The 26,297-nt window shown below is 32.0% G+C and carries 26 protein-coding genes and 1 pseudogene; 10 read left to right on the top strand and 17 right to left on the bottom strand.

Annotated features, from left to right (window positions below; all coding sequences use genetic code 11):
* Window positions 1-7: 7 nt before the first annotated feature.
* Window positions 8-136 carry a DUF6642 family protein gene (locus B4L98_RS14730; protein ID WP_409558221.1) on the top strand — a complete coding sequence of 43 codons (129 nt, stop codon included), beginning with the start codon at window positions 8-10 and terminating at the stop codon, window positions 134-136.
* A 64-nt stretch (window positions 137-200) separates the two neighbouring features.
* The gene (locus B4L98_RS12725; protein ID WP_219033963.1) at window positions 201-1,601 is read left to right on the top strand and encodes an alkaline phosphatase; all 1,401 of its coding nucleotides are present in this window, start codon (window positions 201-203) and stop codon (window positions 1,599-1,601) included.
* A 54-nt stretch (window positions 1,602-1,655) separates the two neighbouring features.
* Here B4L98_RS12725 and B4L98_RS12720 read toward each other — a convergent pair whose 3' ends face one another.
* From B4L98_RS12720 to B4L98_RS12685, 8 genes are read right to left on the bottom strand one after another with little or no spacing between them, the layout of a single operon-like run.
* Entirely contained in the window at window positions 1,656-2,102 is a 447-nt protein-coding gene (locus B4L98_RS12720) for a VOC family protein (protein ID WP_280050962.1), read from the bottom strand.
* Window positions 2,103-2,130: 28 nt separating this feature from the next.
* A complete protein-coding gene (locus B4L98_RS12715) occupies window positions 2,131-2,787 on the bottom strand; it encodes a DUF2461 domain-containing protein (protein ID WP_038330630.1) in 657 nt (218 codons plus the stop codon).
* Window positions 2,788-2,790: 3 nt separating this feature from the next.
* Window positions 2,791-3,255 carry a DUF1801 domain-containing protein gene (locus tag B4L98_RS12710; protein WP_038330627.1) on the bottom strand — a complete coding sequence of 155 codons (465 nt, stop codon included), beginning with the start codon at window positions 3,253-3,255 and terminating at the stop codon, window positions 2,791-2,793.
* The gene (locus tag B4L98_RS12705) at window positions 3,255-4,202 is read right to left on the bottom strand and encodes a DUF1801 domain-containing protein (protein WP_125388319.1); all 948 of its coding nucleotides are present in this window, start codon (window positions 4,200-4,202) and stop codon (window positions 3,255-3,257) included. The genes B4L98_RS12710 and B4L98_RS12705 overlap by 1 nt, the downstream gene beginning before the upstream one ends.
* Window positions 4,190-4,645, bottom strand: coding sequence for an SRPBCC domain-containing protein (locus B4L98_RS12700; RefSeq protein WP_125350073.1), 456 nt, complete (start codon window positions 4,643-4,645; stop codon window positions 4,190-4,192). Before B4L98_RS12700 ends, B4L98_RS12705 begins: the two co-directional genes overlap by 13 nt.
* Before the next feature lie 3 nt (window positions 4,646-4,648).
* Window positions 4,649-5,041, bottom strand: a complete 393-nt coding sequence (locus B4L98_RS12695) for a VOC family protein (RefSeq protein ID WP_125350072.1) — start codon at window positions 5,039-5,041, stop codon at window positions 4,649-4,651.
* 12 nt (window positions 5,042-5,053) lie between these two features.
* The gene (locus B4L98_RS12690) at window positions 5,054-5,461 is read right to left on the bottom strand and encodes an SRPBCC family protein (protein WP_291078363.1); all 408 of its coding nucleotides are present in this window, start codon (window positions 5,459-5,461) and stop codon (window positions 5,054-5,056) included.
* Between the two features lie 21 nt (window positions 5,462-5,482).
* Window positions 5,483-5,929: an SRPBCC domain-containing protein gene (locus B4L98_RS12685; RefSeq protein ID WP_219033967.1), complete on the bottom strand. Its 447-nt coding sequence runs from the start codon at window positions 5,927-5,929 to the stop codon at window positions 5,483-5,485.
* Between the two features lie 173 nt (window positions 5,930-6,102).
* Between B4L98_RS12685 and B4L98_RS12680 the strand changes: the two genes are divergently transcribed.
* Window positions 6,103-7,953 (top strand): CocE/NonD family hydrolase, encoded by a 1,851-nt coding sequence (locus tag B4L98_RS12680; RefSeq protein ID WP_291078361.1) that lies wholly within the window; start codon window positions 6,103-6,105, stop codon window positions 7,951-7,953.
* A gap of 54 nt (window positions 7,954-8,007) precedes the next feature.
* On the opposite strand, the gene B4L98_RS12675 is transcribed toward B4L98_RS12680, so the two are convergent.
* Together B4L98_RS12675 and B4L98_RS12670 are read right to left on the bottom strand one after the other, a co-directional pair.
* The gene (locus B4L98_RS12675; protein ID WP_135836498.1) at window positions 8,008-8,421 is read right to left on the bottom strand and encodes an OsmC family peroxiredoxin; all 414 of its coding nucleotides are present in this window, start codon (window positions 8,419-8,421) and stop codon (window positions 8,008-8,010) included.
* A gap of 246 nt (window positions 8,422-8,667) precedes the next feature.
* Window positions 8,668-9,684, bottom strand: a complete 1,017-nt coding sequence (locus tag B4L98_RS12670; RefSeq protein WP_291078358.1) for a YCF48-related protein — start codon at window positions 9,682-9,684, stop codon at window positions 8,668-8,670.
* A gap of 98 nt (window positions 9,685-9,782) precedes the next feature.
* On the opposite strand from B4L98_RS12670, the gene glsA reads away from it, so the two are divergent.
* The 5 genes from glsA to B4L98_RS12645 all read left to right on the top strand — a co-directional run bounded on the left by glsA (window position 9,783) and on the right by B4L98_RS12645 (window position 15,183).
* Window positions 9,783-10,811, top strand: a complete 1,029-nt coding sequence (glsA, locus tag B4L98_RS12665; RefSeq protein WP_291078356.1) for a glutaminase A — start codon at window positions 9,783-9,785, stop codon at window positions 10,809-10,811.
* 6 nt (window positions 10,812-10,817) lie between these two features.
* Window positions 10,818-11,711: a LysR family transcriptional regulator gene (locus tag B4L98_RS12660; protein WP_219033970.1), complete on the top strand. Its 894-nt coding sequence runs from the start codon at window positions 10,818-10,820 to the stop codon at window positions 11,709-11,711.
* A gap of 73 nt (window positions 11,712-11,784) precedes the next feature.
* A complete protein-coding gene (locus B4L98_RS12655; protein ID WP_115000367.1) occupies window positions 11,785-12,744 on the top strand; it encodes a YeiH family protein in 960 nt (319 codons plus the stop codon).
* A gap of 52 nt (window positions 12,745-12,796) precedes the next feature.
* Window positions 12,797-13,504 (top strand): peptidylprolyl isomerase, encoded by a 708-nt coding sequence (locus B4L98_RS12650; RefSeq protein ID WP_219033971.1) that lies wholly within the window; start codon window positions 12,797-12,799, stop codon window positions 13,502-13,504.
* Between the two features lie 29 nt (window positions 13,505-13,533).
* The gene (locus B4L98_RS12645; protein WP_219033972.1) at window positions 13,534-15,183 is read left to right on the top strand and encodes a B12-binding domain-containing radical SAM protein; all 1,650 of its coding nucleotides are present in this window, start codon (window positions 13,534-13,536) and stop codon (window positions 15,181-15,183) included.
* A gap of 57 nt (window positions 15,184-15,240) precedes the next feature.
* Here the strand turns inward: B4L98_RS12645 and B4L98_RS12640 are convergent, their stop codons facing one another.
* The 5 genes and pseudogenes from B4L98_RS12640 to B4L98_RS12620 form a co-directional block, all read right to left on the bottom strand.
* Window positions 15,241-16,389, bottom strand: a complete 1,149-nt coding sequence (locus B4L98_RS12640) for a TolC family protein (RefSeq protein WP_349679433.1) — start codon at window positions 16,387-16,389, stop codon at window positions 15,241-15,243.
* Between the two features lie 268 nt (window positions 16,390-16,657).
* Window positions 16,658-19,788: pseudogene (locus B4L98_RS12635) on the bottom strand (efflux RND transporter permease subunit).
* Window positions 19,789-19,801: 13 nt separating this feature from the next.
* Entirely contained in the window at window positions 19,802-21,043 is a 1,242-nt protein-coding gene (locus B4L98_RS12630) for an efflux RND transporter periplasmic adaptor subunit (RefSeq protein ID WP_291078354.1), read from the bottom strand.
* A gap of 7 nt (window positions 21,044-21,050) precedes the next feature.
* Window positions 21,051-21,545 (bottom strand): GbsR/MarR family transcriptional regulator, encoded by a 495-nt coding sequence (locus B4L98_RS12625; RefSeq protein ID WP_038330593.1) that lies wholly within the window; start codon window positions 21,543-21,545, stop codon window positions 21,051-21,053.
* 229 nt (window positions 21,546-21,774) lie between these two features.
* On the bottom strand, window positions 21,775-22,335 hold the full coding sequence (locus B4L98_RS12620) for a hypothetical protein (RefSeq protein ID WP_125350060.1): 561 nt from the start codon (window positions 22,333-22,335) through the stop codon (window positions 21,775-21,777).
* A 192-nt stretch (window positions 22,336-22,527) separates the two neighbouring features.
* On the opposite strand from B4L98_RS12620, the gene B4L98_RS12615 reads away from it, so the two are divergent.
* On the top strand, window positions 22,528-23,037 hold the full coding sequence (locus tag B4L98_RS12615) for a hypothetical protein (protein WP_125350059.1): 510 nt from the start codon (window positions 22,528-22,530) through the stop codon (window positions 23,035-23,037).
* 81 nt (window positions 23,038-23,118) lie between these two features.
* Complete coding sequence (locus B4L98_RS12610) at window positions 23,119-23,565, top strand: KTSC domain-containing protein (protein ID WP_038330588.1); 447 nt, start codon at window positions 23,119-23,121, stop codon at window positions 23,563-23,565.
* 73 nt (window positions 23,566-23,638) lie between these two features.
* Here the strand turns inward: B4L98_RS12610 and B4L98_RS12605 are convergent, their stop codons facing one another.
* Both B4L98_RS12605 and B4L98_RS12600 read right to left on the bottom strand, forming a co-directional pair.
* Window positions 23,639-24,613 (bottom strand): deoxyhypusine synthase family protein, encoded by a 975-nt coding sequence (locus B4L98_RS12605; RefSeq protein ID WP_219033979.1) that lies wholly within the window; start codon window positions 24,611-24,613, stop codon window positions 23,639-23,641.
* A 31-nt stretch (window positions 24,614-24,644) separates the two neighbouring features.
* A complete protein-coding gene (locus tag B4L98_RS12600) occupies window positions 24,645-26,027 on the bottom strand; it encodes a decarboxylase (RefSeq protein WP_038330584.1) in 1,383 nt (460 codons plus the stop codon).
* Window positions 26,028-26,297: the final 270 nt, after the last annotated feature.

Raw genomic sequence — 26,297 nt, 5'->3', positions numbered from 1 at the left:
AATACAAATGCACTACCGGTATCAATATTATTTTTGTTTAGCAAAAGAAATTGATGACGAAGAAGAGCTTGTACATGCATTGTTTGATAAACACGCCAATATATGCCTGAAATTAGGATTTAGATTGTATCATTAATAAGATTTAACAATAAGCTAAAACACTTCTCAGAAATAATCTATTCATTTACAAAAATAATAAAATGGATAGACGTAAATTTCTTAGAGGATCGGCATTAATTTCTACAGGCTTAATTCTAAATCCTTTCGATTTATTTGCTCAAAATAAAATCAAACCTAATCTTTCTACAAATTCTGCAAAGAATATTATTTTTATGATAAGTGATGGAATGAGTTCCGGAACTCTTGCTATGGCTAATTTGTACAACATACAATTGCATGGAAAAAATGGTAATTGGATAAATCTTTATGAAGAAAATAAAGTAAAAAGAGCTTTAATGGACACCGCTTCTGCAAGTTCTATTGTTACCGATTCAGCTGCTGCAAGTTCAGCTTTTGGAGGTGGAATTCGTGTGAAAAATGGCGTATTAAATATTAGCACGAATGGAGAACATCATGTTCCGATTTGGCAAAAGTTCAAAAAAGCGGGTAAAAGAACAGGGTGTGTGACTACAGTTACTATTACTCATGCCACTCCAGCTGGTTTTTGTATAAATTCTGCAAGTAGAAATGCAGAACCAGAGATAGCTGAAAAATATGCCGAAATTGGCATTGATGTTTTATTAGGTGGTGGTGATGAGTTTTTTAATTCATCCAAAAGAGAAGACAAGAAAGATTTGTATGCTATTTATAAAAATAAAGGCTATCAAATTGCGAAAACAAAGGAGGAATTAGGAAAATCTCAAAACAATAAATCTCTATTAGGTATTTTCAATACTGGAGCAATTCCTTACGCAATCGATCATAAAAATCTCTCAAAAAATAAATCTATTCCTACACTTGCCGAAATGACTAAGGTTGCGATTGATAATTTGAAAGATCATCAAAATGGTTTTGTATTGCAAGTAGAAGCTGGAAAAGTGGATTGGGCGGCACATGCAAATGATGTTGCAGGATTAATAAATGATCAAATTGCATTTGATGAAACAATCAAAACTGTAATGGATTTTGCTGAAAAGGATGGAAATACGTTAGTTATCATCACAACTGATCACGGAAATGCAAATCCAGGAACTATTTATGGAGCTGATGTAAACAAAAAATTTGAAAGTATTGTTAATTATAAATATACCAACGAACATATTTTGAATGAAATTCACGAAGATTTTAATATACAAGAAATCAAAGATTGGATTGTCGAAACAAATGGTTTTAGTTTAACTGATGATGAAGCAAAACATATGTTAGATTTTTACAAAGGTTTGGATAAAGAAGAAGGATTATATAATTTCAAAAAGCTTCCGTTCAAATTTTTCTCTGAAATTCAGAAAAAACACAACAATGTAGGTTGGATAAGTATGGATCACTCGGGCGATTATGTAGAATTAGCTATGTATGGACCAGGAAGTGATTTGTTGAAGCCATTTGTAAAAAATACAGATCTTCATCAACTTATGTTACAAGCAACGAACGTAAATGTATAGTAAACAAAAACCTCTCAAGTTGAGAGGTTTTATGTTTTATTCTTAAACTATATTTTACATCGAATGCGCTTTATTTCCTTCGAAATGAATCATCCAAGGTGTTCCAAATTGATCAATAAAAGACGCATAAAGCTCAGCAAAAAACTGCTCAGCCAAAGGCATTTCTAACGATTTTGCATTTACCGAAAGACGATCATATAATTGATGCGCTTCTGCGGGATTATCAACATCAAGCATAATGTAATTATTATTTCCAGCTTTGTATTGATGTCCAAATTCTTCAATAATATCAGAACCCATTAACATTGTTGTTTCATTAATAAACAATGCCACATGCGAAACTTTATCCTTTGCACTTTCTGGAATCTGAAATTCTGGATTTGGCGGCATATCTACCATTTTATACATCCCAATATTTTGCGTTTCAAAAACAGTTTCATAAAACTGAAATGCCTTTTCGCAATCTCCGTTAAAATTTAAGTAAGCGTGTACTTTAGCCATAATATAGTGTTTTTTTGTGATTATTTTTTTAATATAATGGTTGACCATTTTCATCGGTTGTTAAAACCTCTGTCATATAATTCAAAAATGGTTGAAGAACCTGAATTGATTTCGCCACTTTCTGCGGAAAATCTTTTGCTAAAACTTCTTCATCCGTGAAATTCTTGATAAATAAATATTGCTTTTTACGCAACAATTCAATTCGCTCATGATCTTTCGAAAAACCTTTTGGAGCAGATTTCACTTCTTCTCCTTGCATTTCTCCAAACTCATTCATAATTGTTTTGGATTGAAGAATCTTCGCTAATTCATCCGAAACTTCAATATCTTTTCTAATACGAAGCAAATCATCGCGCTCTGGTCCCCAAAAACCAACACCTATAAAATTATGATTCGGTTGAATATGGAAATAATACCCACCTCTATTAAGTGGCTTTTTGCGACCTGTTTGCGCAGAAAAATGAGTTTTATAAGGAGTTTTATCATGAGAAAAACGAACATCTCTATAAATTCTATAAATTTTAAGCGGTTCTAATTCTTCCTTTTTACTTAATTCTTGGTAAATCACATTGAAAATTGAATCTGCTTCAGCTTTCGCTGTATCAAATTCAACTTTATGTTCTGTAAACCATTCGCGGTTATTATTTTTTTCTAATTTTTTTAAAAATTTATCGATTTGTGACATGATTTATTTTTTTCGATTAAGTAGTACTTTTTCATAATTTTCTATCCATTGTTGTGGCGTAATTTTTTGCGCTAATTCTCCGATTAATTCAAACGGAATATCCTCTACTTTTTTGAAACGAATACAACTTTTTCCCATATCTAATTTACGTTTTGAGTATTTTGGATATTCATCAACAAACCAATTCAGCAATTTATTGTCCATATAAATTCCCATGTGATATAACGCAATGAAATTCTTTTGAGAAGCAATATTGATAAACGGCAACGGTGATTTCGGATCGCAATGATAACCATTCGGATAAAGTGAAAACGGTACAACAAACCCAAGATGACCATAGCTCAACTGCAACTCGAAACCAGTGGGTAATTTATCTGCCAAAATTTTAATTAATTTCTCAACAGCTTCTTTTCTTTCTACTGGAATTGACGTTAAATATTCTTCTAAATTTGCGACTTCATATTGCATTATTTTCGATATTTATCATTCAAACCTTTTCCTTCTAAAATCATAGGTTTTATTTTTTCGATGCGAGAAATTTTCGTTTTCTCTTGTTTTGCTTCATCAATATATTCGATGTATTCTTTTTGTCTTCCTGAAGTTAAAGCTTTAAATGAAGTAAATAATTTATTGTTTTGATTTAGAGTTTCTTTCAAAATCCCATCAACTTCTTTTGGTACAGATTTTTGAGGTTTTATTTCCTTTCCGTCTTTCACCAATTGAATCGCTTCTAAGACATATTCTCTTACTTTTTCGACATCAATTTCATCGGCAGAATTAAATCTCCATTGACGCAAAGCTTTCGTTTTTTCTTCATTCGCATTCACCAAAACTTTATATTGATCTTTCAAGAAAACGCCATTGTGAAACCACAACGCAAAATGATTTTTGAAACCACTAAATGCCAACACATTTTTCTTGTTAAACGTATAAATATCTCCACCCCATTTAAACTCTTTTACAAGTTCCGTTTCATTTACAACTTGTTGAATTTTCTCATTCGCTTCTGCCCAATTACCATTGTATTTCGTCCATTCTTCAGCTTTCTGATCTTTCATCAAACTAACTTTATACAACACAATTTCTCTCAATAATTTCTTCGGTAAAACTTTATCCAAAGGAAGTTGTATTGTACCTTTTGATGTTTTATAATCGGTTAAATCATTTTTAAAATGTTCGATTGTTTCTGCTCCAGGATAAATCCCTACATGATTTTTGAACATCGCAAAATGAATCACATTTCCATTCAAACGAAATGTTGGCATTTTATAATTAATCGTTTCCATTGCTCTTGGTACAGCTTCATGAATAATTTTTCTTACGTTTTCTAAAATCTCCTGTTTAGCTTGATCAAACCCAAGAATATATTCATCAATAGTTGTGAAATTATCTGTCATCATAATTAATCTTCGCAAATCTCTTTCAGTTTGCGCAGTGCATTTATCCACATTTCTCTGACTTGAGTTTCTGGAAAAACCTGATCATCTATCTCCACCGAACAGGTTAATCGTGTGTGACCTTCTACATCTTCCATTTTATAGGTTTCTTCTGTATTTTTCCACGCATCAATTTCTGGTCCATCAAAAATTTCTTGACCTTCTTCATTCAGCTTTCCTATATGACGCATTTTGATTGATTTTCCAATAATATTTTCATCTATTGTAGCAATCATCGCTGCCGAACCTTTCTCGGTATCATAAGTGAAATAAACATGAGAACCTTCGGACCAATCTCCTTTAAAATCTGAAGTTTCACTAAACGATTTCGTCCAAATTTTATACGAATCTGGCGCAATCATTACTTTATGCACATGTTTAGGCTGCGCATAAATTACTTCTGTAAACGATACTTTTTTCATATTTTAAGCATTTGCTAATCCAAAAACAGCTCCAGCAGGATCTTCTACAATTGCAAATTGAAGATTTCCTTCTTTATTTTTAATCTCATGAATAGATTTCCCTCCCATTTCCAACGCTTTTTGTAAACTTTCCGCAACATTTTCTACACTAATGTACATAATCCATTGAGAAGGAATTCCTTTATTCATACCACGTTTCGTACAAACTCCACCAGCCGCATTTTCTGGAGAAGACATCATTGCATAATCATTGTATTCTTCTTCGCCATCTTTCATCGCAACATTTTTGACTTCCCAACCAATCACTTCTTTGTAAAAATCTTTTAATTCAGTCGAATTTTCAACAGTTAAATCAGCCCAAACCATTTGACCAATTTTCGATTTATTTTCTTCCATCTTCTACTATTTTTATCGATTTGATTCAACATAATTTTTGAAACTATTCAAAATAGCTTGCCAACCTTGTTGTTGCATTTCAGTAGGATTTTGACTTTCTGGTTCAAATTTTTCTGTGATTTTGGTTAAATTATTTTCTTCATGAAAATTAATTTCAACCTTACGACCATCTGCGATGTAATAACGAATAAATTTATTTGGAATGATTTCATCATATTTAGCTTCAAATTCGAATTGAAAACTGCCATCTTTCGCAGCCATCGTACTCTTTAATTTTCCACCAACTTGCAAATCATTTTCTGCTTTCGGACAATGCCAATCATCAGAAGCTTGATTCCATTTTACAATATCTTCAGGAGAATTAAAATCTTTCCAAACTTGATCTATTGGAGCATTTATTATTGTTTCGATTGTGATCATACGTATGTCTTTTGTTCATTTTTAAGGTTTCATAAAATCAAAAGCACCTTTGCGCAAATTAATTCCATATTCGAGATAAGCTTTCAAACAAGCCAAGAAATTAGCCCAACCTTCTGTTTGTCCCATCAATTGCTTAATTCCAGCTTCATCATCATTCATTTCATGTTCAATGACTTTGACAATTGTCGAATCATTTTCTCCTTTTTCAAGAAAAATTTCCACCAACATATCATCAACACCGCCACTCCAATCAAACGAAATGTATTCATCTTGTTTTAAATCGCCTCCCATTACAGGAAAAATATCATCAAACTCAGGGAATTTCCATTCAACAATTTTTCCAGTTTCGATAGCACCCGTAGAAGAAGCGATAAAATATTGATTCATCTTATTTGGATTAACAATCGCATCAAAAACTTCATTTTTAGGTTTCTGAATTTGAATTGTTGCTTTTGCAGTTAACTTCATTTCAATTGATTTTGGCTAACTAATTTAGTCAAAAAAAGTGTTCGAATTTTCAAATTCATAAAAAATAATTAAAACTTTATCGATATTGAAATCATTTGTAGAAAATAATTCGATTTATAAGTGTAAAATTTAAAAGTTTTTTACATTTATAGTATTGTAAAATTGATAAACACGTGAAAAAATTTACTCAAAAAGCAACTCTACTTAGTCTTATTTTGATGAGTGGAATTAGCTATGCGCAAGTTGCAAAAGCAGATTCTGCCTATGTTAGAGAGCATTATGAAAAGACCGAACAATTGATTCCGATGCGAGATGGAACGAAATTGTTCACGGCTATTTATACGCCAAAAGATCAAACCAAAAAATATCCTGTTTTACTTAATCGAACACCTTATACCGTAGCGCCTTATGGAGCAAATGAGTATAAAAAATCGCTTGGAAATTTCCCTGCAGAAATGCGCGAAGGTTTTATTTTCGTGTACCAAGATGTGAGAGGAAAATGGATGAGCGAGGGTGAATTTGAAGATGTACGACCTGTTAATAAAACGAAAAATAAAAAAGCGATTGACGAAAGTACAGATACGTACGACACATTGGAATGGTTGGCAAAAAACATGAAAAATTACAACCAAAAAGCTGGAATCTATGGAATTTCTTATCCTGGTTTTTATTCAACAATGAGTTTAGTTAATTCGCATCCAACCTTGAAAGCTGTTTCGCCACAAGCACCAGTTACGAATTGGTTTTTAGGCGACGATTTTCATCACAATGGTGTATTATTTCTGAATGATTCTTTCAAATTTATGTCGTCATTTGGTGTAAAACGTCCGCAACCAATTACGCCAGATAAAGGTCCAAAATCATTAGAATATCCAATCAAAGATAATTACCGTTTTTATTTAGAAGGTGGATCTGTAAAGGAATTGAAGGATAAATATTTTCAAGATAATATCAAATTCTACAATGATTTGTTTGCACATCCTGATTATGATCAATTTTGGCAAGATAGAAATCCTTTGCCACATCTTACCAATGTGAAACCTGCTGTGATGACGGTTGGTGGTTTCTTTGATGCAGAGGATGTTTATGGTGCTTTTGAAACCTATAAAGCAATCGAAAAGCAAAATCCGAATGCAACAAATATTTTGGTAGCTGGACCTTGGTTTCATGGTGGTTGGGTTCGCTCTAAAGCCGATACATTTGGTGATATGCAGTTTGGAACGCCAACAGGTGAATATTATCAACAACAAATTGAGTTACCTTTTTTCAATTATTATTTAAAAGACAAAGGAAATTTCAAACCAACAGAAGCGCAAGTTTTTATCACAGGTTCTAACGAGTGGAAACATTTTGATACTTGGCCTCCAAAGAATGTGTCAACGCAGAAAATGTATTTACAAGCCAACGGAAAAATATCTTTTCAACAGACTAATAATACAAGTTTTGATGAATATGTAGCAGATCCAAATAATCCAGTTCCGTATCAAGGTGGTGTTTTAGAAAGTCGTCCGCGAGAATATATGGTCGATGATCAACGATTTGCGTCAACTCGTCCTGATGTTATGGTTTATCAAACTGATATTTTAACGGAAGATATGACGATTACAGGTCCAATTATCAATCATTTATTTGTTTCATCGACAGGAACAGATGCTGATTATGTGGTAAAATTGATTGATGTTTTCCCTGAAGATACACCAAAATATAACGGAAAATTGATGGCTGGATATCAAAATTTGATTCGTGCCGAAATTATGCGAGGAAAGTACCGCAATAGTTTTGAAAAGCCCGAAGCAATGGTTCCTAATCAGAAAATAAATGTGACGTATGCTATGCCAGATGTTGGACATACTTTCAAGAAAGGACATCGTATCATGATTCAAGTTCAGAATACATGGTTTCCTTTAGCCGACCGAAATCCGCAACAATTTATGAATGTTTACGAAGCAACTGCGAAAGATTTCTTGAAACAAACACAACGAATTTATCACGATTCTTATATCGAAATTCCAGTTTTGAAATAACAAAAAAATCCAACAAGTTACTTGTTGGATTTTTTCTTTTGATTCTAACATTTATTATACTAAAACTGCCGAAACCAATACTTTTTCGAAACTAAATGAAACACTTATCGGACAAGTTTCTTCTGCTTCTTTTGCTATTTTCTGAAATTCTTCATCTGTAATCGAAGGAATTTTTGCCGTTAAACTTAATTCTGAGCGAACAACTTTTCCTCCTTCAAAAACAATTTTACAATCGGTTTCTAATTTTTCTGCTGTATATCCCGCTTCTCCCAATAAACCTGATGTTTTCATTGTAAAACAACCTGCATGAGCCGCTGCCAAAAGTTCTTCCGGATTTGTTCCTACTCCTTCTTCAAATCGACTTTTGAACGAATATTGTGTATTGTCTAATACAGTACTTTGTGTGGTTAATGTTCCTGATCCTTCTGTAACCGAACCATTCCAAACTGCTTTTGCACTTCTTTTCATTTTGAATATTTTTTAGATTGAATTTTACTAAAGTTAAAGATTATGAAATCATTGGAAGAATTAATTTTCAACTTTAAGAATAATTTTAACGAAAAAAGTTCAGATAAAATTTATCTGAACTTTTACTAAAAAAACTACTAACCACCCTTTACTATGAATTGTATTAGGTTATTCAAATTTACAAAGAACCTAGTATTTATAAAACTGAAAATCAATTTCTAATCTAATTTTAATTTTAGAAAATCTTTATAACGTAATTTTTCCAATCTTTCCTTTATTTCCCACCAAAATCACATATTTCTTATCTGGTGAAACTGTACACGTATTGTAACTATCTTGTGTAAGATTTGTCCAATTATGTCCTCCATCTGCTGAATAATCCACTCCAGAATAACCACAAACCAAGACTTTATCTTTTGAAATAATTGTTACACCAGATTTATATCCTGCTGGATATTTCCAAGAATCTTGAAAGGTTATTTTACCATTTAATAGTTTAAATTTATAGAAATTAAAGCTCGAATTTTCAGGTTTTGTAAAATCTCCACCAACCAAATAACCAACATTATTCGTTGCGTCATAAGCCATTCCATTAATTCCAGAAGTAGAACTTTTTGTCTTTTCTAACGCATACATTTGTCCACCTTTTGGTGTATAATAGTATAAATTCGACAATTCTCCTCCTGTAACAATCAAGGTTTGTTTCGCATCTACATACAAATTACTTCCACTTGAAGCAAAAAAAGCTTCTTTCGGATTTTTTAGACGTAAAGGTTGACCATGAAGCGATTTTGCAACTTCCCATTTAGTCGGATCAGTAATCGAAGACGTTAATACAAATGGTTTGTCTGGTGACATTGGATCGCCTAAAACCGTAATTTTCTTCGAAGTTTTATCCACATAAATTGCATCTAAAAAAATACCTTTTTCATTATTTTCATACACTTTATTCCACGATTTTCCGCCATCTTTCGTCTGCAAAATATAAGCAGGAGAATCAATTCCTAAAGCTAAATAATTATCTTTTCCTAAAATCTCTACATCTCTAAAATCTCTATTTTCTACAACTTTCGGATTAATCCAACTAAATGTTTTTCCTCCATCTGTCGTTTTACCAATTGTATTTTTTGAGCCAGAAACAATAAACGTTTTTGCATCCTGAAAAGCCAAACCCCGGTAACTAACAGACGTATTTTCTTCATTAATCACTTGATAGGTTTGCGCAAAAGACAAACTAGACAACAATAGGACGAAATATTTCATTTTTTTTATAAATTTTAGATTCTACATTTTATATAAAACTATTTTATCTCGGCGAATCAACCAAATATTTTTTAAGTTTGTGTTTTACATCAAATAAAATGAAACGATATACATTCTCAACATTACTATTAAGCCTTACCTTAACATGTTTTAATCCAATCAATCATACGGTTTATGGACAGAATACATCAAAAAATAGCTCGAAAAGTTTACAGATTAATGAAAAAACATTAAACGATATTCTTGAGAAAAATAAAGCTTTTTACAAAGAAGGAAAAGTTGCCGATTATATTCCAGAATTAGGAAAAATGCAAGCCGATAAAATTGCTTTTTCTGTGGTTAATGAAAATGGTAAAGTGATAAATGTTGGCGATGTCAACCAAAAATTTACGATTCAAAGTATCTCAAAAATCATTGCATTAATGATTGCTGTTACGGAAAAAGGGGAAAAAAATGTATTTTCTAAAATAGGTTATTTCGGAACGGATAAACCATTTAATCACTACGCAAATCTTGAAACAATAGGAAAACCTCTTAATCCGATGATGAATGCTGGTGCGATTTTAACAACTTCTATGATTGAGGGTGAAGGTGAAATTCCTTTCAAAAAAATCCTTGAAATGGTTCGGTATATCACCAAAAATAATTCGATAGATTACAGTAAATCTGTTTATAATTCTGAAAAAGAAACGGGGTACAAAAATCGTGGAATGTTTTATTTGATGAAAAATAATGGCTTGATTGAAGGTGATGAAGAAAAGTTGAACAACTATTTTAAACAATGTTCTATCGAAGTAACTGCCGAAGATTTAGCTAAAATTGGGTATTTCTTCGCGCATCAATGTACGCGTTTTGATGGTGACACAACGTATAGAAATCCAGAAATCTCACAATTAATTCAATCTCAAATGCTGACTGCCGGAATGTATGAATTTAGTGGCGAATATTCTCGCACCGTTGGATTACCAAGTAAATCAGGCGTTGGTGGCGGAATCACCGTTTCTGTTCCAAATAAAATTGGTATCGGCGTTTTCAGTCCTGCACTCGACGAACATGGAAATTCTGCGGCTGGTTATCACATGATTTTGGATTTGGTAAAGCAATACAATTTAAGTTTATTTCAATAATTTCTTATGTTCGATTTTAGATTAAAAGTTTTTGATACGGTTGCTAAACGATTGAATTTCACGAAAGCAGCAAACGAATTAAATATAACACAACCAGCTGTTACAAAACACATTAAAGAAATCGAATTAAATCTTAACATTAAGTTATTCGAGCGAAATGGAACGAAAATAAAATTGACCAAAGCTGGCGAAATTCTATTAAAATATACAGAAGAAATTTTTTCTGTTTATCAAAAAATGGAATTTGAAATTGGGCAATTACAAGAAAAACAAAAAGGAATTTTACGTTTAGGTGCAAGTACGACAATTGCGCAATATGTATTACCTCCTATTTTGGCAGAATTTCGAAAAAGATTTCCTGAAATTCAATTGAGTTTGGTGATTCAAAATTCGGAAAGAATTGAAGAATTATTAGGAAATCATAAAATCGATGTCGGTTTAATTGAAGCTCAAATCAAAAATAGAACGTTTCATTATTTTCCGTTTATGAAAGATGAAATTGTGTTAGTTTCTCGTCAAAATCATTCTATTTTTACCAAAAATAATATCAAATTAGATGATTTAAAGAACATTCCGTTGGTTTTTCGGGAACCTGGTTCTGGAACTTTAGAAACCATTGATTTAGCTTTAAAATCGAAAAATATAAAGCTAAATGAACTCAATATCGAAATTCAATTGGGAAGTACAGAAAGTATAAAATCGTATGTGTTACATTCTGATGCTTTAGCGTTTTTATCAATTCAATCTATTTTACAAGAACTTAAAAATCAAACTTTAACTATTATTGACATTAAAAACCTTGTGATAGAACGTAATTTCAATTTTATCATTCCAGAAGGTGATCAATCTAAATTGGTGAATTTGTTTATTAATTTTTGCAATAGTTATAACTTAAAGTAATAATAGATTACTTTTTATCATTTCTTTTTGAATAATAAGTACAAGAAATTTGTACCATAAAATTATTCAAATCATGAAAATTATACATTCAGAAAAAGGCTTATTTCAACAATTCACTACACAAAAAGTTATCTTTTTAATTTGTGCATTTCTATGTTTAATGCCTTTTATAAGCTCTCCTATCGCATTAGTTTTAGGATTTGTTGTTGCGCAAATATTTGGAAATCCATACGAAGTACAATCACGAAAAGTATCAAACACTTTACTGAAAGTTGCTGTGGTAGGTTTAGGATTCGGAATGAATATTTTTTCGGCTATACAAGCAGGAAAAGAAGGAATTGTATTCACCGTTGTAAGTATTTCTACGTTGATGATTTTAGGATTTTTATTTACCAAACTCTTCAAAATTGAAAAAGCTACAGGCTACCTAATTTCCGCTGGAACAGCAATTTGCGGAGGAAGTGCAATCGCTGCAATCGCGCCAATTACAAAAGCAAAACCCAATCAAATTTCGGTTGCTTTAGCAGTAGTTTTCACATTAAACTCAATTGCATTATTGATTTTCCCACCGCTTGGACATTTATTCAACTTATCTCAACACGAATTTGGTTTATGGTGCGCTATCGCAATTCACGACACAAGTTCTGTCGTTGGAGCAGCAAGTAAATACGGAGAAGAAGCTTTACAAATCGCTACAACAGTGAAATTAGCTCGCGCACTTTGGATTATTCCATTATCGTTTTTAACCTTATTGTTTTTCAAAAACAACACATCAAAAATTAATATTCCGTGGTTTATTGGTCTATTTTTAATCGCTATTTGTGTGAATACCTATGTACCTTTTGTCCATCAATTTAGTCCAATTATTATCGATCTATCTAAAGCTGCTCTTACGCTTACATTATTCTTAATCGGCACAAGTTTATCATTCAAAATGATGAAAAATATCGGCTACAAACCGTTATTAATGGCGATTATTTTATGGGTAATTATTGGTGTTGGAAGTTTAATTATGATTATGAATTTAGCTTAAAATCATTCAGATTTCTATATTTGTTGTTATCTTTAGAACAAGAAAATTTACAATGAATCATCGATTATTAAAAAATATTGCTCTCGGAATTGGATTTTCAATTTCGAGTTTTGTTTCTGCGCAAACCTATACTTTAAAATTCAAAACTAATTACGGAAAATTTGATGTAATGTTATATGATTTCACTCCCAAACATCGCGATTTGATTTTGAGTGAGATTAATAAAGGAACTTATACAAATGCACAATTTAACAGAGTTGTGAAAGATTTCGTCATTCAAGGAGGCGAATTAGATGATCCTATTTTGGCGCGAGAAGCCGAACATCCAGAGCAAAAACCGATTCGTTTAGCGCCAGAATTTAATCCGAAAGCTTTTCATAAAATGGGAGCTTTAGGTGCTGGTCGAGATGGAAATAAAGAAAAAGCTTCTTATTACAATCAAATTTATTTTGTTGTAGGAAAAAAAATTACAGCGAAAGAATTAGATGATTTGGAAACTAAAAAAGGAATCAAATTTACAGCAGAACAACGCGCTGAATATTTAAAAAATGGCGGACAGCCTCGTTTAGATCATGATTTTACAGTTTTTGGAGAAATTACAAAAGGTTTAGACAAAGTCATGAAAATTAGTGAATTTGAAACAAAGAACGAATTACCATTAGAACCTGTTATTTTTTCAATCAAAGTGAAAAAGAAAAAAACGCCTACAAAATATAACAAAACAAGTGTTTCTTTGGGCGGTACAGCGATAGGTTTTTAATTATTATTTTTGCAAATCAATTACAAATTATGCAATCATCAATTTTATTAACGACTTTAAACGCAAAATATATTCACCTCAATTTGGCAATTCGTATTTTGTACGATTTAAATCATCATCATGGAAATATTTTTTGGAAAGAATTTACGATTAAATCTGACTTTGATGAAGTTGCAGAAAAATGCGTTAAATACAATATTATCTGTTTTAGTTGCTACATTTGGAATATTACGCAGACGTTAGAAGTTTGTAAACGAATCAAACAAATTTCTCCTGAAACTAAAATTTTGTTGGGTGGACCAGAAGTTAGTTACGAATATGATGATGTGATTGCAAATGATTATATCGACTATATCATTGTAGGTGAAGGAGAAATTCCGTTCGAGGAATTTGCAGCAAATTATCCCGCAATAGAAAATGTACCGAATTTAGTTTACAAAAAAGAGAACAAAGTTGTTTTCAATGCACAAAATATTCAATTTGATATTAATCGATTAAAAGGTCGAAATCCTTATCAATACGATAATCCAGCGGATTTGGAAAAGAAGGTTTGTTACATCGAAACTTCTCGTGGATGTCCTTATAAATGTGAGTTTTGTTTAGCAAGTTTAGACAATAAAATGCGCTATTTGCCGATGGAAACCATTAAAGAAAATTTGTTGTATTTGATGAAGCATGGAAAAACAATTAAGTTTTTGGATCGAACATTTAATATAAAACGTGATTTTACGATCGAATTGTTTCAATTTATTTTGGATCATTATCGTGAAGGAAATGTTTTTCAGTTCGAGATTACAGCAGATATTGTTCATCCTGATATTATAAAATTCATCAACGAAAATGTTCCAAAAAATCTTTTCCGTTTCGAAATCGGAATTCAAACCGTTAATCAACAAAGTAATCGAGAAGTTTCGCGCAAGCAAAATTTTGAAAAAACGTCAAATGTTATCAATCAATTGAAAGATCGTATTGAGATGCATTTAGATTTAATTGTTGGTTTACCTTTGGAATATATTGATGATTTGAAATTTAGTTTCGAAGAAACCTTTAAACTATATCCACCAGAATTGCAATTAGGTTTTCTGAAATTTCTGAAAGGGACTCCAGTTCGTCAAAAATATGAAAACTATGGTTACCATTTTGATCCAATGCCGCCTTATCAAATTATAAAAAGTGATTTTTTAAGTGAAAATGATTTAGAAAATATTACTGCTTTAGAAAATGCTCTGGAGATTTATTGGAACAAACCAAGAACGCCAGAAACGCTGAAATATATTAGTCAAAAGTATTCTATTTTCGATTATTTGATGGGATTAGGACAATATTTTGAGCAGCATCATTTGTTTCACAAACATACCTTGAACGATGTTTTTCAAACGATTTACGATTTTGCGCAAACATTTACAAACGACAAAATTATATTAGAATTAATCGCGATTGATTATTATAGTTTTCATAAATCAAAACCAAAAGATTTATTTGAAATGGAACAAAAAATTGAAGAAGATTTGAGTGAACTTGCTTCTCATCCAAAAAGTAAATTTGTTTCGATTCCAATTTCATTTGATTATCTAATTTGGAAAGATGAAAATCGAATTGAAGAAACTACTGAAAATTGGTTAATAGAATTTGTAGGAACTTCTCACAATATTATTCATTGCGAAGTTTTAGAGAAATAGAAGTATAAAAAAACCTCTCAAATATTTGAGAGGTTTTTTTCTTAAGATTAGAATTGCTTATTGCCATCCACCTCCAACAGCGCGATATAATTCGACCATTGATGATAAAGATGATAATTTCGCATCAACAACATTCAATTCAGCATTCAACCCATTGTCTCTTGCTGTAATTACTTCTAAATAGTTTGCCATACCGTAGTTTAACAATTCTTCAGAATAGGTAATTGCTTGATTGAATAATTGATATTCTTTTTGTTTATATTCAGCTTTCTTCGTTGCTGCATCGTATGTGTATAACGCATCAGAAACCTCTTTACTTGCATTTAAGATTTTGCTTTTATAATTAATCAAAGCATTTTCTTGATTTGCTAAAGCAACTTCTTTTTGCGTACGCAATTTACGTTGTTGTAACAAAGGTTGAGTTAAGCTACCGATCACCGTTGCAAATAAAGATTGCGCACTAAATAATTTATCAATATCAATTCCTTGTACACCACCTGTTGCAGTAATAGAAAGAGAAGGATAAAAACTTGCATTCGCAACGTTAACATTCTCAAAAGCGTTCATCAATCCAAACTCTGCAGCTTTGATATCAGGACGATTTTCTAATAATTGAGCTGGAACACCAACAGATAATTTTTCGTCAATTTTTTGAGAAGCTAAGTTTGTACGATTAATAGATTGAGGATTTGTTCCTAACAAAATACTCATCACATTTTCATTCATCTTAATTCCATTTTCAACGTCAACCAATAATGATTTCACATTGAACAATTGCGCTTCTGTTTGGTTAACTGCAACTTCTGTTACATTCCCAGCTTCTTTCAAAGCTTTCGTTGTTTCTAAACTTTGCTCGCGGTTGATTAAAGTTTTATCTAAAATTCTTTTTTGCTCATCTAAAGCCAATAAGTTGTAATATGCATTTGCAATAGATGCAACAATTTGCGTTTTTACCGCTTTGTGTGCTTCTACAGTTTGCAAATAAGTTGCTGCAGATGCACGTTGATTACTTCTAATTTTACCCCAAATATCTGCTTCCCAACTTAAGTTCCCTGAAACTTCGTATTGACTTTGTGCACGTTTTGACATCAATGCACCAAATTGAGTATTACGAGAGTTTTCTATAAACGTATATTTCGGACCTACAGATAAAGTTGGTAAATAACCTGCTTTACCTTGTTTAGCATACGCCTCAGCAACTGCAATATTTTGCAGTGCTGAACGTATATCTAAATTATTNNGTTATTTTGTAAACCTTGATTAATCAAAGCTTGTAATTGAGTGTCTGTAAAAATTTGTTTCCAAGAAACAGTTGCAACACTTGCACTGTCTTTTGCAATAACATCTGTTCTGAAATTTGCTTCATTTACAACAGCTTCAGGACGATGATAATCTTTTGCTACGAAACAAGACTGAACAGCAAACAATCCAGCTGCGATTAAAGTAATATTAAATATTCTGTACTTTTTCATTTTTAGATTGAATTATTATGTTCAATTTCTTCTTGTGGACGATCAAATTTAACTGGTTTAACTTTTTCTTGTAATGTTTGGAAAACAACAAACAATACTGGAATAACAAATAAACCTAAAATTGTACCTACCAATAAACCAAATGCTGCTCCAGTAGCTACAGAACGGTTACCAGCAGATGATACACCTGTTGCAAATACTAATGGCATTAATCCTAAAATAAAGGCAAAAGATGTCATCAAAATTGGACGTAAACGAGCTTTAGCTCCATCTATAGCTGCCTGAACAATTGACATTCCGTGTACACGTCTTTGTAAAGCGAACTCTACAATCAAAATGGCATTTTTAGCGAGTAACCCAACCAACATGATTAAGGCAATTTGGAAATAGATATTATTTTCTAATCCAGCTAACCATTGAGATAAATACGCCCCCATCATACCACAAGGAACAGATAATAATACTGCGAATGGTAAAACATAAGATTCATATTGTGCAGATAAGATAAAGTACACGAATACGATACATAAAGCAAAAATCATTGCTGTTTGAGAACCTGAATTAATCTCCTCACGAGTAAGACCTGTAAAGTCAGTACTATAAGAAGTAGATAATGTTTGTTCAGAAACTTGATTAATTGCTGTAATCGCATCACCTGTAGAGAATCCTGGTTTTACTGCTCCTGTAATATTAGCTGATGTAAATAAGTTGAAACGGTTAACAGAGTTAGGACCATACACACGTTTTAAAGTCACAAATTGTGAAACTGGTGTCATTGAACCTGCATCCGTTTTCACGAACATTTTATTTAAGCTTGTTTCATTGATACGATCATCTGGTGAAGCTTGAATGTACACACGGTATTGTTTACCAAAACGTGTAAAGTCAGCTGCATATAATCCTCCAATATATCCTTGTAAAGTTGAGAAAATAGAACTTACTGAAACACCAGATTGTTTTGCTCTTTCAATATTAACATCGATTTCGTATTGAGGAAAACCTGTGTTTAAAGATGTTTGAGCATACATAATTTCTGGACGTTGCATTAAAGCACCAATATATTCCTTTGCAACTTTATCAAAATCAGCAATATCTCCACCTGTTTTATCTAATAATTTCAACTCGAAACCAGAAGACATACCAAAACCTGGAATTGATGGTGGTTGGAAGAAAATCATTTGAGCATCAGGAATTTGAGCTGCAGCACCAAATAATTGTCCAATGATTGATTGTACTGATAAAGCATCTGTTGTACGTTCTTCGAATGGCTTCAATTTAATGAACATCATACCATAGTTAGAACCAGCTCCAGAAATAATAGAGTTACCCGAGATAATTGTTGCTTTATCTAATCCAGGAATTTTTTCAATTTTTTTCTGGAATTCTTTTTCAACTTCATATACACGGTCCATAGAAGCACCCGCTGGTAACTCGATATTACCAATAATAAACCCATTATCTTCAGTTGGTACGAAACCTGTTGGCATCATCTTTCCAACACCCCAAATTCCTAAACCACTTACAATAATCAATAAGAATGAAATCCATTTGTGTTTAATTAAAAATTTGAATGAATTACCATATTTATGTGTCATACGATCAAATGAAGCATTGAAAGCATCAAAGAATCGCTGAATAAAGTTACGTTTTTGCTCTCCTTCTTGATGTGGTTTTAAGAATAAAGCACACAATGCTGGAGATAATGTCAAGGCATTTAATGCCGAAATTAAAATGGCAACAATTAAAGTAATACCAAATTGTTTGTAGAATACTCCGGTTGGTCCTGAGATAAATGTTACTGGTACGAACACCGCACACATTACTAATGTAATCGAAACGATTGCTCCAGAAATTTCATCCATCGCATTTTTTGTTGCATCCATAGGAGCTTCGTGATGAGACTCCATTCGAGCATGCACGGCTTCCACCACAACAATGGCATCATCTACCACAATACCAATGGCGAGTACTAAGGCAAATAACGTTAATAAGTTTAACGAGAATCCTGCCAAATTAAGGAAAAAGAATGTACCAATAATAGACACTGGTACCGCAATCAATGGTACTAATGTAGAACGGAAATCTTGTAAGAAAATATATACAACAATAAATACTAAGATAAACGCTTCTATCATTGTGTGAACAACTTTAGAAATAGACGCATCTAAGAATGTATTTGTATCCATTAAGATAGTGTAAGAAACTCCTTCTGGTAATAATTTAGAAGCTTTTTCTAACTCAGCTCTCAAGTTTACAATAATTTCTTGTGCATTAGATCCTGGTGTTTGATAAACAGCAAATACAGNNGTCCTGCATAAGATTGAGCACCAAATTCTACATTTGCTACATCTTTTAATCTTAGAACCTGTCCGTTTGGTAAAGATTTAATAACAATATTACGATATTGATCTTCTGTCTTGTATCGTCCAGAATATGTAATTGTATATTGGAATGACTGTCCAGAGTTTTCTCCTAACGAACCAGCAGCAGCTTCAAGAGATTCTTGAGATAAAGCTACAGAAACTTCAGAAGGAACTAAACCATAACTTGCCATACGAGAAGGATCTAACCAAATACGCATAGAATAAGTCATCGCACCAAACACAGTTGCATCCCCTACACCGTTTACACGTTTTAAGGCTGGAATAATATTGATGTTCAAATAATTTTGAAGATAAATCTCATCGTATTTGGGGTTTGTTGAACTAAACGAAGCAAACATCAATGCTGATGTCTGTTGTTTTTGTGTCACAACCCCTGAACGAGTTACCTCCGAAGGTAATAATGGTGTAGCACGTGCCACACGGTTTTGTACGTTTACCTGTGCGATATCTCCATCTACACCTGGTTTAAATACAACATCAATAGAAGCAGAACCGTTATTAGAGGCAGTAGAAGAAATATAATCCATTCCTTCAACCCCATTCACCTGTTCCTCTATCGGGATAATTACAGACTCCATTACTGTCTTTGCATTCGCTCCGGGATATGAAGCAGAAATTTTTACAGTAGAGGGTGCAATATCTGGATATTGTGTTACCGGAAGCGATATAAGCCCCAGTATACCCAATATCAATATAAGGATAGAAATTACCGTAGATAATACGGGTCTTTCAATAAACTTTTTTAACATATCTATTTACAATTTAGAATACCGTTTTTGTAGATTCTACGATTTGATCAAAGTTTGCTGGAGTTGGTTTAACAGCTGTTTTATCACGTAGTTTTCCTACACCTTGTGCAACAACTTTATCACCTTTTTTCACTCCGTCTTTTACAACTGCCATATTATTCGCTCTTTCTACTACAGTAATTGGCGTTGCGTAAGCTGTATCTTTTGTTACTTTGTAAACATAAGTCATACCTTGTTGTTCAAACGTTGCAGCCTCTGGCACAACCAATACATCAACATAAGTTTTTGGAACACGAATACGCCCTGAGTTACCATTTGCCAAAAGCTTAGCCTCATTATTGAACGTAACACGGAAATCAATTGTCCCTGTTGTTGGATTAATTTGACCAGTTACAGTTTGTATTTTACCTTTCTCAGGATAAACATCTCCATTAGCTAATACTAATTCAACTGCTGGAATTTTGTTTAATTTATCTTTTAAAGTTGATCCTTCAGATTTAGAAATAAAGTTTAAATACTCTTTCTCATTCATAGAGAAATAAGCATATACTCTACTTGTATTTGAAACTGTAGTAATTGGAGTTTGATCCGTAGGACCAACTAATGTCCCTTGACGAGAATTAATAGAACCAACTACTCCACTAATAGGTGCTCTTACAACAGAATAGTCAACATTTGCTTGCGCTCCTTTATAACTTGCTTGCGCTTGAGTAACACCAGCCTGCGCTTGAGACTTAGCCGCTACAGCTTGATTGAAACTCGCTTGTGCTTTTGCTAGATTAGCTTTTGCAGTTTCTAATTGTACATTACTAATAATGTTTTTCTGTACCAAAGGAGTTAATTTGTTCACCTCTACCTGAGCTGCTTGCACTGCCGCTTGCGCTGCACTTACATTAGCCTGAGCCGCTTTTACATTAGCTTGCGCAGCACCAACACCAGATTTTAAAGCATCCGCATTTTGAGTTAAAACATTTGTTTCTAATTTGAACAAAGGCTGACCAGCTTGTACATATTGGCCTTCATCAACATAAACTTCTGTAATGTATCCTTGGATTTTTGCACGAACATCATTATTTACGATACCTTGAATATTTGCAGGGTATTCATCATAACTCGTCACCACTTTCGTAGGCACATCAACTACCGGATAAGGCGTTGGACCTTGTGCTTGTTGAGCAGCAACATTGTCTTTCTTTCCACAAGAACTCAAAGCTATTGCCAAAGCACCAACCATTATAACGTTAACGTTTTTCATATTACTTTTACTTATTTTCTAGTTGAATTTTATTTATTTTTTGTATTGTTTCGTCTAATATCACTTTTGTTTGATTAAGATGTTCCAAATAGATATCAACTACTCTATTTTCAACATTTTTAGAAAGCGTATTATTCGCTAGTTTATGTTCTTTTATTCGATTTGTATAACCTATATCTTGAGAAATCATTTCAAATAAAAAATCTAATTTCTCTGTCAAATAATTAAAATTTAATCTAAAATATCTTTTTCTAGAGTTAATTTTATTTATGTACTCGATGTGTTTCATCGATAGTAAGTAGTTAATAGAGTTTGATAAGGAACTTTTACTAACATTAAAAATCTCAAGAAGCTCTTCAAACGTGAATCCTTCCTCATCAGACTCTAAAATCATGTATGCTTGCAACTTAGCTGTCAATGGAGGAAAACTGTAAGTTCTTTCCAAAAAAGCACTAAAGCTGCAAAAAAGATCCGAATTACATGCTTGATTTTTTATATTCATAATGTGTATAATCTACAAAACCATGCAAATATAAAATAGTTAGTTCGGTTTACACAGAACTAACTATACTTTTTTCGTTATTTAACAATAAATTAAATTAATAATTTGCTAATCCACTATTTTTAAGACTAACAAAAAATAGACCAAACCAATTAATAATAAGTCAATTATAGTAAATTTAATTATTATTTTATACAATATTAGATAAGCAACCTTTTGTTTAAAAGAACTATTGAAGTTTAAAATTTATAGGAGTTTTTCTTAAAAAAGTATTAATTTCATCAATATCGTTCTGGTAATCAAATTTTAAATCTTCATGAAATTTATTAAAAATAGAAAAAATCAATTTCAATCTCCCATGTTGATAGTTGTATAATTTTTCTGCATTATCTCCTGTTGTATAAGTTTCAAAAAGATAAGGATAACGACTAAAAGATTCTTGAATGATATATTTTCTCAATTCAAATTCTGACACTTTATCTTTCGTGATTTGAACATGATAATTCACAATTCCACTCAATGTTTTTAACGTCAACAACAATTGACGATGACTTCTATTTATGTTAATATGATTAATTAAGTGATGAGACTTTTCAAACTGCAAATCAATCTTTTCATAAATATTTTTTACACGATCTTGCAAATCATTTTCATCCTCTAATAATTGAAAATGCAAATGTTCTACTAAAGTTTCATCTTTATTGATAAGACGCAAAAGAAGTTTATCTTTTTCTTTTGAAGGAAGATCTAAAATAGAATTTTTCAATTCAGGAACGTCTTTCAATTTCATACTTATTTTGTTTGTTGTTAGCTTGCTTAAAATTACAAAAATATTCGAGATAATTCATTTTACACAAAACGATTAAATCATATAAATAATGTATATTCGAAAAAATAAATCATAACCTAAATGCCAAAATCACTCAAAATCTACATCATTTCTTCAGTTCTCCTCATTTTATTTTTATTGAGTTTAAACCTTATGGGGTTGAATTTAAAAGGAGAATATACCTATCAAATTCTTGCTTGGACTTGGATTATTTTCACCTTTTACATCGTTATTAAATTTTGGAAAATTATCTATATCAAAATTTATGGTTTTTTACTTTTTGCTTTAGTTGGATTGAGCATTTTACCAATGGCAATTCCGTTTCTATCTATCGTTAGTTTTTTATTCAATATGAATACAATTCAAACCATTAAAGTAAACGATGAATATAAAATAGTAGTTACGAAAAAAGTTATGGCAATGAAACGTGCTTATATCTATAATTCTGAATCTAAATTTCCTATTTTAGAAAAATCAAACAATATCGCGAGACCAGATTATAGTGACATTGTTTCTGAAACATTAAATATTAATTTTGATGATCCAAAGTTATATGAATACGAAAACGAACCTATTCAGCAAGCTAAACTGATTTCTATAAACAAGGATAGTATTGGAATTGAAATATCAAATTCTCAACAAAAAGAAAATTATTTATCATAACCTTAACGAAACTTATGGATATTAAGCGCATTTCGTGATTTATAATCCGTACTTTTGCACTCCGAAAAAAGGATTATAATTATGAAAAGCGTTGTAGAACACAGAAAATTACTTGGAGTTGATAAAAATGTAACTCTAAAAGAGTTGAAAACAATTTACAGAAACACGATGAAAGATGCGCATCCTGATAAATTTATCAACGACGAAGCAGGTAAAATAGAAGCTGAAGAAAAAAGTAAAGTTGTGATCGAAGCATACCACTTTTTAGTAAGTATTAATCCTGAAACGCACGAAAAAAACAAAGAAGAATATACGATTACAACTGCAAAATCTAACATTCATGATTTTTATATGGATGAACAAATTTTGAAAGTAGAACATTTAGATGGAAATCATTACGAGTATTTTGGCGTTCCTAAAAATACGTACATCAAAATGGTAAATTCTGATTCTCCAAGCCGTTTTGCAAGAAGACATATCTATGGAAAATTTACGCATAGAAAAGCTGGTGAAGCAATGAAAGATTAATTATCGGAACGATATATAACAAAAAAACCACTTCAATCGAAGTGGTTTTTTTATGCTTAATATATTCTATTGATTAGTTTCCTAAAATATAGTTGAAAATCAATGGAGCAACAATAGTCGCATCAGATTCTATCATATATTTTGGTGTATCAACATCTAATTTACCCCATGTAATTTTCTCATTTGGAACTGCTCCAGAATAAGATCCGTAAGATGTTGTAGAATCAGAAATTTGACAGAAATACGCCCAGAAAGGAACATCTGTCCACTCTAAATCTTGGTACATCATTGGAACAACACAAATTGGGAAATCTCCAGAGATACCACCAGCAATTTGGAAGAAACCTACACCTTTACCATCAGAATTAGCACGATACCACTCTGTTAAGTAAATCATGTACTCAATTCCAGATTTTACTGTAGACGCTTTTAAATTTCCTTTGATTACGTTAGACGCAAAAATGTTTCCTGTTGTAGAGTCTTCCCAACCTGGACAAACGATAGGTAAATTTTTCTCAGCAGCAGCAACAATCCAAGAATCTTTCGGATCAATTTCGTAGTATTGCTCTAAAACTCCAGAATTTACAACTTGGTATAAAAATTCGTGTGGTAAATAACGCTCACCTTTTTCTTCTGCTGCATGCCAAACATTCTCTAAATGCTCTTGTAAACGACGAAAAGCCTCCTCTTCTGGAATACAAGTATCTGTAACACGGTTGAAGTGTGTATCTAACAATTCGCGCTCTTGCTCTGGTGTTAAATCACGGTAATTTGGAATTCTTTTATAGTGAGAATGCGCAACTAAATTCATTACGTCTTCTTCTAAATTTGCTCCTGTACAAGAAATGATGTGCACTTTATCTTGGCGAATCATTTCAGCTAATGAAATTCCTAATTCAGCAGTAGACATTGCTCCACCCAAAGAAATTAACATTTTACCACCTTCTAACAAGTGTTGCTCATATCCTTTTGCAGCGTCAACTAAAGCAGCTGCATTAAAGTGTCTATAGTTATGTTCTATAAACTGACTGATTGGTCCTTTACTCATTTTATTTGTTTTTTATTTATTTAAAATTCAATTATTTGTATCCCAAAGTATTCAACACATCTTGATGCGTTTGTTCTTCAGAATATACTTTTGCTTCATAATTTTCATCAATCAAAATATATTTGGGCTGAGGAATTAAACAGTGATTAATTCCACCAAAACCACTAATATTATCTTGATATGCTCCTGTATTAAAGAAACCGATATACAATGGTTTTGCTTGATCATATTTCGGAAGATAAATAGCATTTACATGCTGTTCTGAATTGTAATAATCGTCAGAATCACATGTTAAACCTCCTAATAATACACGTTCATACTTATCGTACCAACGGTTAATTGGTAACATTACAAATCGTTTCGAAATTGCCCAAGCATCTGGCAAAGTTGTCATAAAAGAAGAATCGATCATATCCCAATACTCTTTATCATTTTGTTTCTTTTGATAAAGAATTTTGTAGACTACTCCTCCACTTTCTCCAACTGTAAACGAACCAAATTCTGTAAAAATATTTGGAACAGCAATTCCTTCTTCATCACAAATCATTTTAATTTGCAACAAGATTTCTTTCGCCATGTATTCGTAATCATATTCGAAATTCAACGAATTTTTGATTGGGAATCCACCACCAATATTCAAACTATCTAATTCTGGACAAACTTTTTTAAGGTTTACATAAACTCTCAAACATTTTGTCAACTCATTCCAATAATATGAATTGTCTTTAATTCCTGTATTGATAAAGAAATGAAGCATTTTCAGTTTAATGCGTTCATTTGGTTTTACCATTGTTTGATAAAACGGTACAATATCCTTGTACCCAATTCCTAAACGAGAGGTATAAAACTCAAATTTTGGCTCTTCTTCAGATGCAATACGAATTCCGATTTCAAAATCACCTTCAATTGCTTCTGAAAACAAATCAACTTCTTCGTAATTATCAATCACTGTGATTGTTTTACGATGTCCGCTATTTACCAAACGAGCAATATTTTCTACATATTCCTCACGCTTGAAACCGTTACAAACAACATACTGATCGTCTGTAATCAAACCTTCTCCAATCAAATTTTCGACAATATTAATGTCAAATGCAGAAGATGTTTCGATATGAATATCGTTTTTTAATGCTTCGCCTAAAATGTGACGAAAGTGAGAACTTTTTGTACAATAACAATAATTGTAAGTTCCTTCATAGTTTAACTCTTCACGCGCTTTCTCAAACCAACCTTTCGCTTTTTGTATATTTTGCGAAATTTTAGGTAAATAAGTAAATTTCAATGGGGTTCCATGTTCTTCGACCAAAGCTTTTAGGTCAATTCCATTAAATTTTAAGTACTCTCCATCTAATTCAAATTCATCTTGTGGAAAGTCAAATGATTGCGTGATTAAATCTATGTATTTAGTTTTCATTATGCTTTATAAATGTTACGTGTGTTGAATAATTCTAAAAATTTTGCGAGAAAAAATTTAGGGTATTACAGACGTATCGCATAATATACATTGCGAAGCAATAAGGGGAAAGAATAATTCTTAAATTCGTTTCTATTCATTAAAACTACTGCGTTAAAGCTCTTTCTATTCTCAACGCTTTCGAATAAAAGGTTAAAACTCATCAACTTTTTTTATTAAAAAAATTATAAAAATACTTGTCGCAAATATAAGTTTTTTAATTCTGTTAAA

Origin of the sequence: Empedobacter sp. UBA5528 (assembly GCF_002426075.1) — a bacterium.
Lineage (GTDB): Bacteria > Bacteroidota > Bacteroidia > Flavobacteriales > Weeksellaceae > Empedobacter > Empedobacter falsenii_B.
This window is presented reverse-complemented; position numbering and strand designations above follow the sequence as displayed.